The 17,149-nt window shown below is 38.5% G+C and carries 10 protein-coding genes and 4 tRNA genes; 6 read left to right on the top strand and 8 right to left on the bottom strand.

Annotated elements, in window-relative coordinates; all coding sequences use genetic code 11:
• The 3 genes from EXE09_RS16905 to EXE09_RS16895 form a co-directional block, all read left to right on the top strand.
• The coding region (locus EXE09_RS16905) for a tandem-95 repeat protein (protein WP_130118032.1) at positions 1-5,905 on the top strand (5,905 nt) is incomplete at its 5' end.
• Positions 5,906-6,250: 345 nt separating this feature from the next.
• Positions 6,251-7,522, top strand: a complete 1,272-nt coding sequence (locus EXE09_RS16900; protein WP_416332372.1) for a putative solute-binding protein — start codon at positions 6,251-6,253, stop codon at positions 7,520-7,522.
• A 148-nt stretch (positions 7,523-7,670) separates the two neighbouring features.
• Positions 7,671-8,255: a YiiX family permuted papain-like enzyme gene (locus EXE09_RS16895; RefSeq protein WP_130118031.1), complete on the top strand. Its 585-nt coding sequence runs from the start codon at positions 7,671-7,673 to the stop codon at positions 8,253-8,255.
• 115 nt (positions 8,256-8,370) lie between these two features.
• On the opposite strand, the gene EXE09_RS16890 is transcribed toward EXE09_RS16895, so the two are convergent.
• The 4 genes from EXE09_RS16890 to EXE09_RS16875 form a co-directional block, all read right to left on the bottom strand.
• Positions 8,371-8,446 (bottom strand) — tRNA-Glu (locus EXE09_RS16890).
• Positions 8,447-8,491: 45 nt separating this feature from the next.
• Positions 8,492-8,567: transfer RNA gene (locus tag EXE09_RS16885), tRNA-Glu, on the bottom strand.
• 341 nt (positions 8,568-8,908) lie between these two features.
• Positions 8,909-10,330, bottom strand: a complete 1,422-nt coding sequence (locus EXE09_RS16880) for an amino acid permease (RefSeq protein ID WP_130118030.1) — start codon at positions 10,328-10,330, stop codon at positions 8,909-8,911.
• Between the two features lie 267 nt (positions 10,331-10,597).
• Positions 10,598-10,673, bottom strand: a tRNA-Glu gene (locus EXE09_RS16875).
• 138 nt (positions 10,674-10,811) lie between these two features.
• Here EXE09_RS16875 and EXE09_RS16870 point away from each other — a divergent pair.
• On the top strand, positions 10,812-11,477 hold the full coding sequence (locus EXE09_RS16870) for a hypothetical protein (RefSeq protein WP_130118029.1): 666 nt from the start codon (positions 10,812-10,814) through the stop codon (positions 11,475-11,477).
• Between the two features lie 30 nt (positions 11,478-11,507).
• Here EXE09_RS16870 and EXE09_RS16865 read toward each other — a convergent pair whose 3' ends face one another.
• The 4 genes from EXE09_RS16865 to pyrC all read right to left on the bottom strand — a co-directional run bounded on the left by EXE09_RS16865 (position 11,508) and on the right by pyrC (position 14,877).
• Entirely contained in the window at positions 11,508-12,950 is a 1,443-nt protein-coding gene (locus EXE09_RS16865) for an amino acid permease (RefSeq protein ID WP_130118028.1), read from the bottom strand.
• Between the two features lie 152 nt (positions 12,951-13,102).
• A tRNA-Glu gene (locus tag EXE09_RS16860) sits at positions 13,103-13,178 on the bottom strand.
• A gap of 20 nt (positions 13,179-13,198) precedes the next feature.
• Positions 13,199-13,858, bottom strand: coding sequence for a ribonuclease T (gene rnt / locus EXE09_RS16855; RefSeq protein WP_130118027.1), 660 nt, complete (start codon positions 13,856-13,858; stop codon positions 13,199-13,201).
• Positions 13,843-14,877 carry a dihydroorotase gene (pyrC, locus tag EXE09_RS16850; protein WP_068974900.1) on the bottom strand — a complete coding sequence of 345 codons (1,035 nt, stop codon included), beginning with the start codon at positions 14,875-14,877 and terminating at the stop codon, positions 13,843-13,845. Before pyrC ends, rnt begins: the two co-directional genes overlap by 16 nt.
• 471 nt (positions 14,878-15,348) lie before the next feature.
• Between pyrC and EXE09_RS16845 the strand changes: the two genes are divergently transcribed.
• Both EXE09_RS16845 and EXE09_RS16840 read left to right on the top strand, forming a co-directional pair.
• Positions 15,349-16,380 carry a L,D-transpeptidase family protein gene (locus EXE09_RS16845; protein ID WP_130118026.1) on the top strand — a complete coding sequence of 344 codons (1,032 nt, stop codon included), beginning with the start codon at positions 15,349-15,351 and terminating at the stop codon, positions 16,378-16,380.
• A gap of 182 nt (positions 16,381-16,562) precedes the next feature.
• Entirely contained in the window at positions 16,563-17,147 is a 585-nt protein-coding gene (locus EXE09_RS16840) for a DUF4112 domain-containing protein (RefSeq protein WP_130118025.1), read from the top strand.
• Positions 17,148-17,149 lie beyond the last annotated feature (2 nt).

Genomic DNA, 17,149 nt, shown 5'->3' with positions numbered 1-17,149 from the left:
CGAAGAGATTCAAGACTTAATCACTACAGGGAATCCGAATAGTAATTTAGACCCTACTAATACAGTTGTAACAGCTGATCCGAATGATCCGACAAAATTCATCGTTACACCAAAACCAGCTGATCCAAACAATGAAAGTGTCATTGTTAAAATACCCGATGATGTTTATTGGGATGAGGGTAAAAATCCAGGTTCTGGCGATGAGTTAGGTGCAGATGTTGTACCACCGAATACACCTAATGTGGTCATTAATGATCATGATGATGGTTTTATCAATCCAGATGATGTTGATGGAAAAGGCAATGTTACTGCAACGATTAGACCTGTAGACCCTGTGGTTGAGGGAGATGTAATTACAATTACATATCCTGATGGTGTTACTAAAAAAACAGTTACAGTTACTGCGGAAAATAAAGCAGACATCAATCAAAATGGCATAACTATTGAATTTCCTAAACCACCAGAAGGTCAGAAATTTACAGTAGAAGCGACCGTGGCTGATAAAACAGGCAATACTTCAGGTGTAGGTCATGACACATCGGCAGTAGATACCAAAGCACCTGTCGTTGAAATTACATATACCCCATCGGCCAATCCTGATGATACGAATCAACCACCAACGTTTACTGTTGATTTCAGTGAAGTGCCGTATAACCCGAATACGGGCAATCCATACACGCCTGAAGAAATCAAAGACTTGATTACCAACAATCCAAATCACAATATGGATCCTGATAAGACCACGGTTATCAAAGATCCAAACGATGACACTAAATTCATCGTCACTACGGAACCGAAAGTTCCTAATCAAAACGTTGTTATTAAGGTTCCTGAAAATGAATATACTGACTCAGCAGGTAACCCTGGAACTGAAGGTGAAAAAAGTGCGGATATGTTACCGCCAGATGTCAAAGTGACCTATGATGCAACGCTAGGTAAGTTTGTCGTTGATTTCAGTGAAGTTGCATACAAAGGTGGTAGTGAACTGACCGCAGATCAATTGAAAGCACTCCTACAAATCAGCAATGGTACGATTGGTAATGTGGTACAGGACTCAAATGATCCAACCAAATTTACTGTAGAAGTTACGCCAACAGATTCAACGAAAGACGTAACTTTAACTGTGCCTAATCAGTCATACACTGATGCACAAGGCAACAAAGGTTCTGCGGGTAATGATACCAATGATGTGCCTGTAGCTCAGGATCAAAGCGCTGAGCTTAAGGAAGATACGACTATAACTGTAGGCGCGGCTGATGGTCTGCTTAAAGGTGCTACGGATGCTGATCCTGGGACACAATTCTCAGTTGTACCTCAGGAAAACCAAAAAACACCAGGCGGGACGATCACGATTAATGCAGATGGTTCATATACTTACACGCCTGATCTAAACTTCTATGGTACTGATACTATTAAATTTACAGTCAAAGATGAAAATGGTCTGTTGTCTGAAAAAACGCTGACGATTGTAGTCACACCTGTAGACGATCCAATCACTTTGCCAAAAGATGGTGAGAATCAGCCATTATTTACTCATGATGGTGAAAGCTATACAAGCAACATCAAGATCATTAATGTCGATGGTACTTCAGATCCTGTCACATATAAATTAGATGGTGGCGATATTCCAGTAGGTAACCTACAAAAACTGGATTTAGGCGCTGCGGGTTATGTTTTACTCAATACTGAAACTGGTATTTATACCTATGTACCTGCGCCAGGTTACTCTGGTGACAATATTGATTATTTCAATGTCATCGTAACGGATGGCAATAACAATAGCGTGACTGTGCGTGTGGACATTGAGGTTAATGCAACCCCGACAGCTGAAGGTGCAAAACATAATGCGATTGAAGACCAAACCACACCAATTACTGGAAATGTCAATGGTCAAGACAGTGATGATACCGAGCTGACCTATTTTGCATCACAAGGTTCGAAAGGTACGGTAACCATTGATCAAAATGGTAACTACAGCTATCTGCCAATCAAAGATGCATTTGGTCAAGATACCTTTACAGTCACTGTGACAGATCCACATGGTAAATCGACTACTGTCACTATTACTGTTGATATTGAAGCTCGACCTGATGACATTGGCTTGGAAGGTGAAAAAGATCAGTCGTTCAAGATGCAGGAAAATACGGCTGAGAAACCGACCAAGTATGATGGTCAAATTAAGGTGATTGATGTTGATAAAGGCGATGGTTCAGGAGAACTGACCTATTCAATTAAAGGTGCTACAGGGAATACTTTCACTACAGAACATGGAGTAGTGACAATCAACCCTGCAACGGGTGAATACACCTATACACCAGAGCAAGATTACTATGGTGATGACGACACATTTACTGTGATTGTAAAAGACCCTGACAACAATACTTTTGAAGTTACTGTGAATGTTGATATCAACGAAGCCCCTACAGGAACTGCAGATGATGTATTGACCAATAAAGATATACCTGTCAGTGGCCAAGTCGTAGGTGCTGACCGAGATGGTAAGGACACATTGAGCTATACAGTCAAAACACCTTCAGCAGATGGTCAGGTACATATTGACTCTGCTACAGGTGAATACATCTTTACCCCAGCCAATGGCTTTACAGGTGAAACCTCATTTATTGTTGAAATTATTGATAATGCAGGCGGTGAGCCATTCTTCGTCACAGTCAATATCTTTGTCAATGCTGCACCAACTGTTGAGTTTAACGCTGACTTTAAATTTGTTGCTGTTGATGAAGATGTAAATGATATTGATGGTGATGGTATAAGTAATGGTTATATTATTGATCTAGAAAATATTTTAAAGATTACTGATGATAATACAGACCCTAAAGATCTCATCTTATCTGTGGGCAAAGCATCGAACGGTACTGTGGTTTATGATGAAGTAACAGGCAAATTTATTTATACACCAAAGCATAACTATTTTGGTAAAGACAGTTTTGTGCTGACCGTTTCTGATGGTAAAGGCGGTGTGACAGAAGTGATTATTCCGATTGAAGTTGCACCAGTCAATGATGCCCCAATTGGACAGGACGAAAGCATTATTGCCAATGAAGGTGCAATCATCCGTGGTGGCTTGGTTGCAACCGATGTTGACAGTAACAAATTCACTTATAGTGCAAAACCTAGTCAAAACGTAACGGATAATGGCAATGGTACAGTAACTATTGAGACTGACCGTGGAACGTTGATCCTGAATACGGCAACGGGTAAATATACTTATCAGGCCAAACTGGGTGCTACAGGTCAGGATGTTATAGATTTTGTTGTGAATGATGGTGCGACAGTAAATGCGACAGATGATTTCACACTGACCATCAATATTGACTATAAATTGACTGCTTCAGCAGAGTCGAAAACGACTGAGCAAGATAAAGCCGTTGAGGGTATGGTGATTTCTAAAGCAGGTATTGCAATAGACAGTTATGTGGTCAGCCAGCAAGCAACCAACGGTAAGGTGAATGTAGATCCAGTTACAGGTAAATATACCTATACGCCAAATCCGGATTATTTCGGGAATGACAATTTTGTGATTACCGTGACCGATGAAAATGGTAAAACGGTTGAAGTGCCTGTCAACATTACTGTGACACCAAAAGGTGTTGATGGTGCAGAAGATAAGCCTGAACTGCCAGAAGATTCACCGATTGATCCAAATGATGAAGATATTCACTATGAATTAGATCCAAATAACCCACCTGTCAACGGTACGGTGACTGTAGATCCAAATACAGGTGATTATATTTATGTACCTGATCCAGGTAAGGAAGACCTTGGTGATGATTTCAATATCATTGTCACTGATGGAAAGAATCCACCAACAACCATTGAAGTGAAGATTGAAGGAACTCAAAACTTTGATGTTCAGGAAGATCAAACAATTACCGATTCAATCAAGTTGGATGGCAGTAATTATCAAGGTCATACTCAACCGAAATTTGGTACAGTGACTGTTCAACCTGATGGTACATTTACCTATATACCAAATAAGGATTTCTTTGGTAAAGACAGCTTCTTTGTCAATGTCAAAAATCCAGATGGTACGATCAGTAAAATCCCGGTGACCATTGAGGTTGCACCAGTCAATGATGCACCAGTGGCTTCAGATATCGAGATTGCGACACCTGCAAATATACCTGTGGATGGATTCTTCAAAGCTACAGATGTTGATGGCGATCAGCTAACATACAGTTTTGTGGGTACAAGTGATCCAAATGTATTCATAACCAAAAATGGTGGTACATTAACCATTACTGATCCAAAAACAGGCGCTTATACCTATCAGCCACCTGCAGGTATCGAAGATCCAACAGAGAAAATCACTGTCAAAGTTTCCGATGGTAATGTTGAAACTGAATTTGATGTGATCTTAAAAGTCGAGGGCTATGATGATGCGACTGCTGATCTGATCACGGTTACAGAAGATCATTTGGGTCAGGATATTTCAGGATTTATCAAACTGAATGGTGAGTTGACTAAAGATTTCCGTATCAGCACTGATCCAAAAAATGGTAAATTGATCACCAATCCAGATGGAACAATTTTCTATAAACCAAATAAAGATTATTTTGGTAAAGACACATTTGTTGTCGAAGTTAAGGATTCTACTGGGCAGTGGGTGAAAGTACTGGTACCAGTTGAAGTGACTTCAGTTAACGATGCACCAGTTGGTAATCCTGTCACTACAACCATTGCTGAAGATACTGATTATGTGATTAAAATTACTGGCTCAGATGTGGACAGTAATAAAATCCAATTCAAATATGATGATATTGAAGCCAATAAACCAAAAAATGGTGAGGTGGTGTTTGAAAATGGTCAATGGATTTATAAACCAAAACTAGACTTTGCTGGAACAGATACGTTCAAAATGACCATTTTTGATGAGGATGGTGGTTCATCAACAGTGGATGTGACTGTAACAGTAACGCCAGTCAATGATGCACCTACTGCTGTAGTAATTAATGATGTAAATGCAGTAGAAGAAACTAAAAAAACCTTCGATTTAAGTGATTATTTAACTGTTGATGATATTGATACTGATTTAAGTAAATTAACGTATTCTGTTAGTGCTTCAAATGGCGATGTATCAATTGTAGATGGGAAGATTACTTACTTAGGTAAGCAAAATTTCTCTGGTATAGATTACATCACGGTAGTGATTGATGATGGTCAGGGTGGAGTAACTGAAGCAAAAATTCCTGTACACGTTGAAAATGTAAATGATGCACCAACAGCACAGGCCCAAAGCTTTACAGTGCAGCAATTTGGTCAGTTTAGTGGGAAAATTAATGCCAATGATGTTGATGGTGATAGTTTGACTTATACGGCCAAAGCTTCAGACAAAGGTGCGAAGATTACAATCAATTCAGATGGTACATTTGTCTATGAACCTGGTGCAGCATTTGGTTCAGATAAATTTGTAGTAACAGTATCTGATGGTAAATTGAGTGTTGATGTTGTGGTAGATGTGACCATTACACCAAAACCACTGGATCAGGCATCTGCAAAAATGGCTACCTTCTCATTGGGTGATGATGTACTAGATACGGACCACAAAGATCAAACTACAACTTCACAAGATAGCTTAAGCAATGATGTAATCTTCAATGTGTTAAGTGATGACAACACTGGTGGCAACTCGTTAACAACATTAGATCACTTCACAGCTGCGGATCAGATTGATATTTCAGACTTGCTTGACAACAATGCAACGCTTCAAAATATCAGTGAATACCTCACTGTAAGCTATGATGCCGATGCAGACCAAGCGGTGATTTCGATCGACCGTGACGGTACAGCAGACAGCTATCAAAGCACTGAATTGTTAGTGTTGAACAACCAAACAACTGATGTGACTTTGGATGAATTATTGAAAAACAATCAAATCATCATTTAATGATGGTTTGATAACGAATAATTTATTCTAAATAAAAAAGCTCCTTCGGGAGCTTTTTTTATTGGCTAAAAAAACAATATCTTAAGGCATTTATATGCAACTGCTGATTTAGCATAACTACTTTAATTTTTCTTGTATCGAATTAAACCGACCAAAGGAGGAAGAGACTTTACTATGTCTATGTACAATATATGATTGAAATATAGACTTAAAAAGTGAATTTTGATTTTGATAAAGGCGCTCTATCTTTTCTGACAAATGTTGGATTTATTTAAGTCAATTTAAATATACGTCATAAAGATTAAGCTAAAAGAATCGGAAAATAACATCATTATGGACAATGTCATGCGTATGCAAAATGATCATAGATCAGAAAATAAAAAAGCATTTCAACCTAAGTTATTGTTGGGTTTTAAGATTATTTCACTTTCATTATGTACAGCATTGTTTGTTCCACAACAGATACTAGCAGCGCCTGCATCAAAATTGGATTTAACCTTATCAGAGCATTCTAAAAATAAAATTAAAGTGCTGATGAATGACCCTAAGGTCTGGAAGCAAATTCCTAAAACAGTCACTTTATGTGTTTATTCACCTGATGGGGCAAACAGCGAAGCTTTTGAGCAAGCCACCAGTTATATCAGTGAAATGCCTCGTATCACGCAGATTGCCAAAGAGTTTGGTGTGAATATGAAAATGACACGCCCAACTAAGTTGTCCATGCAAATTGATTTAGATTATCCAAAATTAAAACAAAAGGCTTCCACGGATATTCAACTCAAAGTGTATACCGATGAGCGTGTACTCACAGAAGATTTTCGTAGTAAACGGTGTGATGGTGCAGGAATCAGTAATATCCGTGCACGACAATTTAACCCCTTTGTGGGTAGTATTGACGCAATTGGTGCAGTGCAAAATTATAAGCAACTCACGTCAGTGATTCAGTTATTGGCACGCCCAGAATACGATGCCAAAATGGTCAATAAAGATTATGAAATTGTTGGTATCGTGCCATTGGGTGCTGCCTATATCATGGTCAATGATCGTAAAATTGATACCTTAGCCAAAGCCGCAGGTAAAAAAGTTGCTGTGATGAATTTTGATGCGACTCAAAAGAAACTGGTTCAAAATGTTGGAGCACAACCTGTTTCTGTCGATTTACTCACGGTAGGCGGTAAGTTTAATAACAAAGAAGTCGATATTATGGCGGGGCCTGCTTTGTTATTTAAACCTCTAGAACTCAGAAAGGGTATGACGGATAAAAATGGCAATGTGGTCGGTGGAATTATCAAATTCCCACTGATTCAGGTCACAGGGACGTTGATTATGCATCGCAATAAATTCCCTGCTGGCTTGGGACCTATTGCACGTGAAATGATTTCAAAACAGCTTTCTCCTGCGTTCCAATTTGTTGATAAATTAGAAAAAGAAGTTCCTGAGAAGTATTGGTTTGATATTCGTGAGGCAGATAAACCAGGCTATATTAAAATCATGCGTGAAGCACGAATTGCAATGACCAAAGAGGGCTATTATGACCCAGCGATGATGAAGATCTTAAAGAAAGTACGTTGTGGTCAAAATCCTAGTAGCTTTGAATGTGCTTTAAATGATGAATAAAACCGTGCCTTAATTAGGTCTTAGGATTAAACACTAAGGAGTAGAGTGATGTTTGGCTATACTCCTTTTTTATGTGTGATTGATTTACAACTTGCTTAGATGGATTAACTTACATACATTACGGGAATCAATAATAAAGTTTGCTGTGATGAATAGATATTTAGTATTGGGTCTTAGTTTCATTTCTGCATTTGCTTATTCAGCGCCCTATAAGACAGGCGATATTATCTTTCATACCTCCAAATCTGCACAAAGCCAAGTGATTCAAAAGGCAACGCATTCACCCTATAGCCATATGGGGCTGATTGTAAATATGCAAGGGCAGACTTGGGTATTGGAAGCTATACAGCCTGTGAAATATACACCATTAAAACAATGGGTTGATCGAGGAGTTAATAAAGCCTACGTTGTAAAACGCTATCGGGTGGATTTAACGCAAAGTCAGCAAAATAAATTGGTTAAAGATGCAGAGGCATATTTAAATAAACCGTATGACATCTATTTTGAATGGAATGATGATGCGATTTACTGTTCTGAAATTGTGTGGAAAGCCTATAAAGATGCGTTGGGAATAGAATTAGCACCCTTAGCCCAATTAAAAAGTTTTGATCTTAGTGATCCAAGTGTGAAAGCATTGATGAAACAGCGTTATGGGCAAAAAATTCCTTTAGATGAAAAGGTGATTGCACCAAGTGCTATTTTTAATTCTAAGCAATTAATTACGGTTCAATGATATTTAAGAAAATTGATTTGAGTGTTATTTAAAATGATAGATGCAGACGTAAAAAAGCCTGAGTCGTAGCTCAGGCTTTTTTATGAGATGTTTCATTGTAAAACAATCTCGAATATGGCGTCCCTACGGGGATTCGAACCCCGGTTACCGCCGTGAAAGGGCGATGTCCTAGGCCTCTAGACGATAGGGACAAATGAGGCAAACCTTTGAATTTAGAAACTAAACCATTTAATTAATGGCGACCCTACGGGGATTCGAACCCCGGTTACCGCCGTGAAAGGGCGATGTCCTAGGCCTCTAGACGATAGGGTCGTTTCAGAGGTGGGCGTATATTAGGGTGAATATGGAAAAGTGTCAAACCTTTTTCTGCAATAAAAACTGAAATAATGTTTAGATGTTTAAAAACACAGCAATATTGGAAAATTGCTTAAATTATGAAGAATTTTCAACCATTTTTAAGCCATATAAATTGAAAGTGCGTTTACAGTTCCAACTTTCAGTTATATCCATGAAATGAAGTTATTTTAATAGCATCCCAAAGTTTGGATTGATGTTGAGGTGTCTATTAAAAGTTTGCCATTCTGATACAAATGGTGAAAATAAAAAAGTGCAGTCGATTGCTGCACTTTTTTGCTATTGCTCAGAATGAAACCTTATGAGATTTCATTCTTATTTTTATAGAGTACGGCATAGCTAATATAACAAGCGATGATAAAGATCATACAGCAAATAAAACCAACAACCATTTCTGGGTCAAAGACCATGCTGATACAGGTAATTAAACAGAAGATAAAGCCAAGAATCGGTACGATGGGGAATAATGGTGCAGCAAAGCCAAGTTCAGCTTTAGTATGACCTTGTTTGTACCATTCACGTCTAAAGTTAAATTGGCTAAGACAAATACTCATCCAGACCACGACCATGGTAAATGCAGCGACACCGAGTAAGTTCTTAAAAATTGTTTCAGGTGCAAATTGTTCTGAAAGTAAGCCAGGTAAAGCACCAAACATTGTCACAATGACTGCGATGTAAGGGATACCACGTGCATTGACTCTAGAGAATATGCTTGGAAGCTGCTTCTTGGCTGAAAGTGACCACATCATGCGTGAGGCAGCAAATAAGCCTGAATTGGCAGCAGAGAGTAAAGCAGTAATGATCACAAAGCGAATAATATCTTCTGCGTATGGAATCCCAATATGATTAAACACAGTAACGAATGGACTACTGCTGACGCCATGTGCGTCTAAACCTGCCATCTCATGTGGAAGTAATGCACTGATGACAATAATTGTTCCAACAAAGAAAATCAGCAGACGCCAAATCGCAGTATTGATTGCTTTAGGCACATTTTTAGCAGGGTCTTCAGTTTCACCAGCCGCAACACCGATCAGCTCTGTACCTGAAAAGGCAAAGTTCACAATGAGCATGGTGGTGAATATTGGGAATAAGCCTTGAGGGAACCAACCTGCAGCAGTGAGGTTGCTAAATAATGGGGCTGTTTCTTGACCTTGATAATTCACAATACCAAAAATCGCCAATAAACCAATTAAAATAAAAGCAACGACAGTGATCACTTTCACTAGGGAGAGCCAAAACTCAGACTCAGCAAACCATTTGGTAGAACTCATATTTAAGCCAAAAACGATTGCGGCAAAAATAATGGTCCAGAGCCACATCGAAATATGTGGAAACCATTCCTGCATCAGCAAGGCAGCAGCAGTGAATTCTGTACCTAAAGTGGCAGACCATGTTAGCCAGTATAACCATGTCACGGTATAACCTGTACCTGGACCGATATATCTGGAAGCATAGGTGCCAAATGAGCCAGACTCAGGCATGTGTACAGCTAACTCACCCAAGCACAACATCACCATATAGGCAATAATCCCACCAAGGATATAGGAGATAATTGCACCAATTGCGCCAGTTTGGGCAATCACTTCACCAGAACCTAAAAAAAGTCCTGTGCCAATCGCACCACCAAGCGAGATCATCACCAAATGGCGTGTCGTCATTGCACGTTTTAGTGGCGATGATGTAGGGGAGGCATCATGTGGATGAGGTGATGGCTGCATAAGTGTCGAAGTTAAATAAAACGAGAAGCGCGATATTTTAGTCCAATTGATAAATAGTGCAATGACTGCGTGGTTTTTATGCTAAATAATCATCACTATAAATGTATGCTATATAATTTTATTTTTAAAAATAAAGAAAAAACATGGAGATAGTTGATCGTTGAGTTTGTTGTAAATGCTTTCGATAAATCACTAGATATAAAAAAGCCTGAGTCGTATTGCTCAGGCTTTTTGATGAGATGTTTCATCGCGAAACAATCTCGAATATGGCGTCCCTACGGGGATTCGAACCCCGGTTACCGCCGTGAAAGGGCGATGTCCTAGGCCTCTAGACGATAGGGACGTTATGAGGTGATGCGTATATTAATGATAAATGTGGCAACTGTCAAAGTAATTTTTGACAGTAACTAGCTTAAGTGTTTAAATAACAATCATTTAAAAATATTAAGAAAATAACCAAAAAATTGGGGAAAAACTGTTAATGGTGAATTTAGATCACTTTATTGAGCAAATCGATTTTGAAGTTAATCAGTTTAATGTTGGAGATCGTTTGTATCAATATTCAATAGTGCTACAAAAATATAAGAGTTGGTTTGAATATTATTGTGATGAGAAGCGTATTCAGGTTAAAACGGATGACATTATCCTTGTATTCGAAAAACTATTAGCTGAAAGTGCATCCAGCCATTTAAAAAAACAATTGCAAGCGATCAAAGAGAGCAGTGATACAGTCTTTCCTTTGCATCCTGAAAGTTTATTTAAAATTTATCTTATTTTAAAAGTACGACTGCATCAGGTTGGTGATCCGCATGTTGATTTACATCTTTTTTATCAAAAATTACAAGATTATTTTGAACGCTTAGAAGACACTTCTGTTGACTCCTTTGAACAAGTCGTTACAAGAGAGCTTCCTGAAATTAAGGAAAATTCAAACTCTAATCAAGTGTTTTTGCCATTATCGATCAGCATTCTCGCGATGACCGGTTTAAATTTTTTACCTGCGACGAATGTGCGTTTATTTATTCAAATTTTAATGTTTATTATTGCGGGTATATGGATATTTAACATTCAGAAACAACAGAAAACCAAACGTGATGAACCTTATTTAAAAAAACTAGATATTGTTTTTTCACAGCCCTTTCAATAAAAAACCAGCCGAAGCTGGTTTAAAATAGATCTAATTTTCTTTGTTATGATACAACCAATAGTAAGTTGCATAACAGGCTGCCATAAATAACAAGCAACCAATAAAACCAGACAACATTTCAGGATCTGCCGCCATACTTAAACCAGTTGCGGTACAGGTAATAAAACCAAGAATAGGAACCAATGGGTACCAAGGCGTTTTAAATTTTAAATCGGCTAACGTTTTGCCACCGGCGAGCCATTTGCGACGGAAATTAAATTGGCTCCAACAGATACTCATCCATACAATCACCATAGTAAAGGCAGCAACCCCTAGTAGATTTTTAAAGATGACATCTGCACCAAACTGTTCAGACAATAATCCAGGTAAACCGCCAATCATAGTGACAAGAATTGCAATGACAGGTGTGCCAGATTTGGTCAGTTTAGAAAATACTTTTGGTAATTGCTTTTGAACAGACAAAGCCCACATCATACGAGAAGCTGCATATAAACCTGAGTTTGCTGTAGAAAGTAATGCAGTGATAATTACAAAACGCATAATATCTTCAGCGTATGGAATCCCGATCAAGTTAAATACTGATACAAAGGGGCTATTACTGATGCCTTCACCGTGTGCAGCTAAACCTGCATCTTGGTATGGAAGCAGTGAACTGATCACAATGATCGTTCCTACAAAGAAGATCATCAGACGCCAAACAGCAGCATGAATCGCTTTGGGGACATTTTTTTCAGGATTTTCTGTTTCACCTGCCGCGATCCCGATCATTTCTGTACCGTTAAATGCAAAATTCACAATCAACATGGTGGCAAAAATCGGGAATAACCCATTGGGTAACCAACCATGTGCGGTTAAATTGCTAAATAAAGGTGCAGATTCATAACCATGAAAAGGAATCAAACCAAAGATCGCTGCAAGCCCCAGTAAGATAAAGACCAGCACGGTCGCCACTTTGACAAATGAAAGCCAAAACTCAGACTCAGCAAAGAAACGAGTTGAAGTCAGATTGGAAATTAACACTGCAACAATAAAGACCAGCGTCCATAACCAAATAGATGTGGTGGGAAACCATTCCTGCATCAGCATCGCAGCAGCAGTGAATTCTGTGCCTAATGTTGCTGACCAGCCCAGCCAGTACATCCATGACACCATATAGCCTGTGCCTGGACCAATATTCCGAGAAGCAAATGCACCAAATGAACCTGTCACAGGTTGGTTGACAGCAAGTTCACCGAGACACAGCATGACCATATAGGCGATTAAGCCACCGATGATATAGGAAATGACTGCACCGATAGGACCTGCTTGTGCAATCACTTCACCAGAACTTAAAAATAAACCAGTACCAATGGCACCACCTAAAGACAGCATAATCAGATGACGTCTGGTCATGGATCTTTTTAAGACAATAGACTGTCCATCAGCATGATTGTCGAAATTTGACTGCTGATTTGATTGATCGGGAGATTGCATAGAGATGGAGAAACAGTTTTAAAGCATTATTTTAAAGGAAAACGTGAAAATTCACAAAATAAAATATAAAAACAGAGATGAAAGTCTAAGAAAACTAAATATTTATAAAGGTAGTGACAGAGAGTAAGGAATTTGAATAATTATAAAATAGATGGCGTCCCTACGGGGATTCGAACCCCGGTTACCGCCGTGAAAGGGCGATGTCCTAGGCCTCTAGACGATAGGGACGTTTAGAAGATGGCGCTATCTTATTGATCCGCCATCAAAGTGTCAAGTAAGTGTGGAGCGAGTTTGTTCAAAATATAGCAAAACAGTTCAGCTGTTTTTTGTGTGTCATATAAAGCAGAGTGTGCTTCATGACCATCAAACTCAATTCCTGCTTGAATACATGATTTTGCTAATACAGTTTGACCAAACATTACCGCACTCAAAGTCACTGTATCAAATACAGAAAAACTGTGAAAAGGGTTTTGATTTTTAGTGCCAGTTCGTGCGATGGCAGCTTTTAAAAAGCCTAAATCGAAGTGTGCATTGTGCCCAACCAAGACTGCATGAGTGCAGTGTTGCGCACGACGCACTTCATTGACCGCTTTAAACATGCGCTTCAGCGCAGATTTTTCATCTTCTGCCATCGCAACACGCATTGGGTTAAATGGATCTACACCGATAAAATCCAATGAACGACGATCTAAATTTGCACCTTCAAACGGGTTAATATGCGCATGATGCGCTTCACCTGGTACAAATTTTCCATCAGCATCATAGACAATAGGGATGCATGCTATTTCTAGCAATGCATCAGTATCCGCATTAAAACCTGCTGTTTCTACATCAACAACGACGGGTAAAAAACCACGAAAACGTTGTCCAATCACAGATAATGTTTCAGTTGTCACACCTTTCTCCATTGAATGGTTTTTCCAGCATAGAGCGGGATAATTTGTTCACCATTCAAATAATCTAAACTTTCAGGGATAACCTGATCTTCTTTGACAAGAGTAATCTTATTTGTGTTGCGAGGCAAACCATAGAAGTCTGCACCGAACATACTTGCAAAGCCTTCTAGACGTTCGATCTTACCCACTTGGTCAAAAGCTTGTGCATAAAGCTCAATCGCAGTTGGTGCGCTATAACAACCTGCACAACCACATGCATTTTCTTTGGCATTTTTAGAATGTGGTGCACTATCCGTTCCAAGGAAAAACTTAGGATTTCCACTGGTTGCAACTTCAAGTAAAGTTTGCTGATGAGTTTGACGTTTTAAAATAGGTAAACAATAAAAGTGCGGTTTTACACCACCCACCAGCATATCATTACGATTAAATAATAAATGTTGCGGTGTAATCGTTGCCGCAACATTACGATCTTGTTCAAGAACAAAATGCGCAGCTTCACTGGTGGTAATGTGCTCTAAAACTAATTTTAATTTTGGAAATTGACGCAATAAAGGTGCAAGCACTTCATCTAAAAAGCGTTTTTCACGATCAAAAATATCGACATGATTGTGAGTGACTTCGCCATGCAACAATAATGGAACTTGATGTTCTTCAAGTTGTTCAATCACAGCATAGACTTTACGAATATCGCTTACACCGTTGTCAGAGTTGGTGGTTGCACCAGCAGGGTAGAGCTTAATCGCGTTTACATGTTCAGATTCTTTAATTTTACGCACTTCAGTCGGTGAAGTTTGATCGGTAAAATAAAGCACCATACGCGGGTCAAACTGAATACCTTCAGGAACATGCGCCATGATACGTTCACGATAGGCATTTGCCTCTTCAACCGTTTTAACAGGTGGAACCAAGTTCGGCATACAAATTGCGCGAGCAAATTGTTTGGCTAAATCAGGAACTGTACGTTGTAAAGCAAGACCATCACGGAGGTGAGCATGCCAGTCATCTGGCTGAAGCAAAGAGATCGTATTCAAGGCAATTCTTACTGACAAATAAAAGAGATAATAATCCATTACACCTTAAAATGATAACAGCAATTTCTAATCAATAAGCAGAATTAAATGATTAAAAACAGCCCTAAAGCCTATAATTTATGCAATCTGGTTATGTTACTGTCATATTAAAGTGTTAATGATTACATTTATAAAATCATCTGTAGAGTCAATAATAGAATGAAATATACAGTTGAACATAAAAAACATAAATTTAATTGCGTAATAATAATTTGTGCTATTGCATATTTTTGTTAAAAAATGATAATAGCATCATGTAAAAGTTCTATTTACGTACTGTTTTGGTGATTAAATTATTCAGTTATGAGGTAGAATGTTATTGATTTTAATTTATTTAAAAACAGTGATTTAAACATGCTTTAGTGTGTTTTAAATAAGTTTAATTAATAAATATTAAATCAATTATAATATTTAGTCATAAGCGAGTTTAATATGGGCAAGTTTCTGCCGAACTTTATTTGTATCATCTGCCTTGTTGGGTTAAATATTCAAGTCCAAGCATTTGCGAAACAAAATAAGAAAACTGAAAATAATCAAGAATCTATTTCTGAAAATTCAAAACAAGATTGGTCTTTGAATGGTATAAATACAGCAAATTGGTCTGCTCATTTAGGGCGCGGACAATTTCCTGTTTATGCACGTGCACAAGTCATGTTGAATAATCTGCATGCCTCACCTGGTGCAATTGATGGAAAAAGCGGGAAAAACTTTTTAAAAGCACTTGCAGCATATCAGCAGATCCAAGGGTTGCCGATTAGTGGTGAATTGGATAAGCAGACTTGGGATAGTTTACTTAAAAATCAAAAATCTGCTGCTTTTACTGCTTATCAGATTAGCGCAGAGGATATTAAAGGCCCTTATGCAAAAGCAATTCCGCGTAATTATGCTCAACAAGCAAAAATGAGAGGGCTTTACTATACGCGGGTCACTGAAATGCTCGGTGAGAAGTTTCATATTGATGAAGACTTTTTAAGGCAGATCAATCCTAAAGCGAATTTTAGAAAAGTCGGTGAGACGATTAATGTACCTATCGTTCGCAACGATCTTCCTCAAGATATTTCTTTAATTATTGCGCATAAACCAGCTCGGCAACTATATTTATATAATCATTTAAATCAAATGATCGCTTCATTCCCCGCAACTATTGGCGCATCGGGTACACCATCGCCAAAGGGGACACATAAAGTGATTAAAGTTGCACCTAATCCAGTATATATGTATAACCCGAAAAACTTTGTACAAGCGGGGAATAAGAAGAAGTTATCATTGCCACCTGGACCTAATGGGCCTGTGGGGAATATGTGGATTGCGTTAAGTAAACCGACATTTGGTATTCATGGAACACCAAATCCATCGTCAATTTCAAAAACAGCCTCTCATGGTTGTATTCGTTTGACCAATTGGGATGCCAATGATTTGGGGCGTAAAGTGCAAGAGGGTGCTGTCGTCAGATTTTTAGATTAACTAGATTCACCTGAGTAGCAGCACATTTAAAAGGCTATCCATGTAAATGTTTAGCCTTTTATTTGTTTAGAACGTTCTCCTTAGTAATGTCAAATGTGAGTCAAATATCAAATTTATACACAAGATACTGAATTTATTCGTTATGATTAATTTTACGTTTATACTTAAAAAATGATTATTGCATGAGCACAGAAAAAAAATTATCGACTCAAGAAGTGATAAGACTCGAACGTGATTTGGCTAAATTTGCCAATATGATGGATTCAGTGGTTCGGATTCCATTTACCAAGCAAGGGGTCGGTGCAGATGCCGCACTCAGTACGATTCCTGTTGCTGGAGATATTGCTGGTTTTGCTATGACTTGTTATGCCGTATATAAAGCCAAGCAAATTGGGGTACCCCAAGAAAAATTGAATGGTGTACTAAAATTAGCGGTGATGGATGGCATCGTAGGGTGTATTCCAATTGCTGGAACTTTGTTTGATATTTTTATTCGCCCTAGTCGTAAAGCTTTGGACGTCGTACATGAACATATTCGGAATGAATATCAAATTCAGAGTGATGATCATGTGGTACATCCATTTCTGCATGAAAAATTAGAACAAAAACAACAAACTTCGGCTTTCTGGAGAAATCCAGTAGTGGCGTGGTTATGGATTCATATTCCAGATATTTTAGGACTGGTTGTTCTGGTCTTGATTGGGATTGCTATGTGGTTTGGTGTACAAATGCTGTGGGATTGGTATCAAAGCTTCCAGACAAAGTAGAC

The organism is Acinetobacter sp. WCHAc060025 (assembly GCF_004209355.1).
Lineage (GTDB): Bacteria > Pseudomonadota > Gammaproteobacteria > Pseudomonadales > Moraxellaceae > Acinetobacter > Acinetobacter wuhouensis.
Note: the sequence above shows the minus strand (reverse complement) of the source record. Positions and strands in the feature narration are given on the sequence as shown.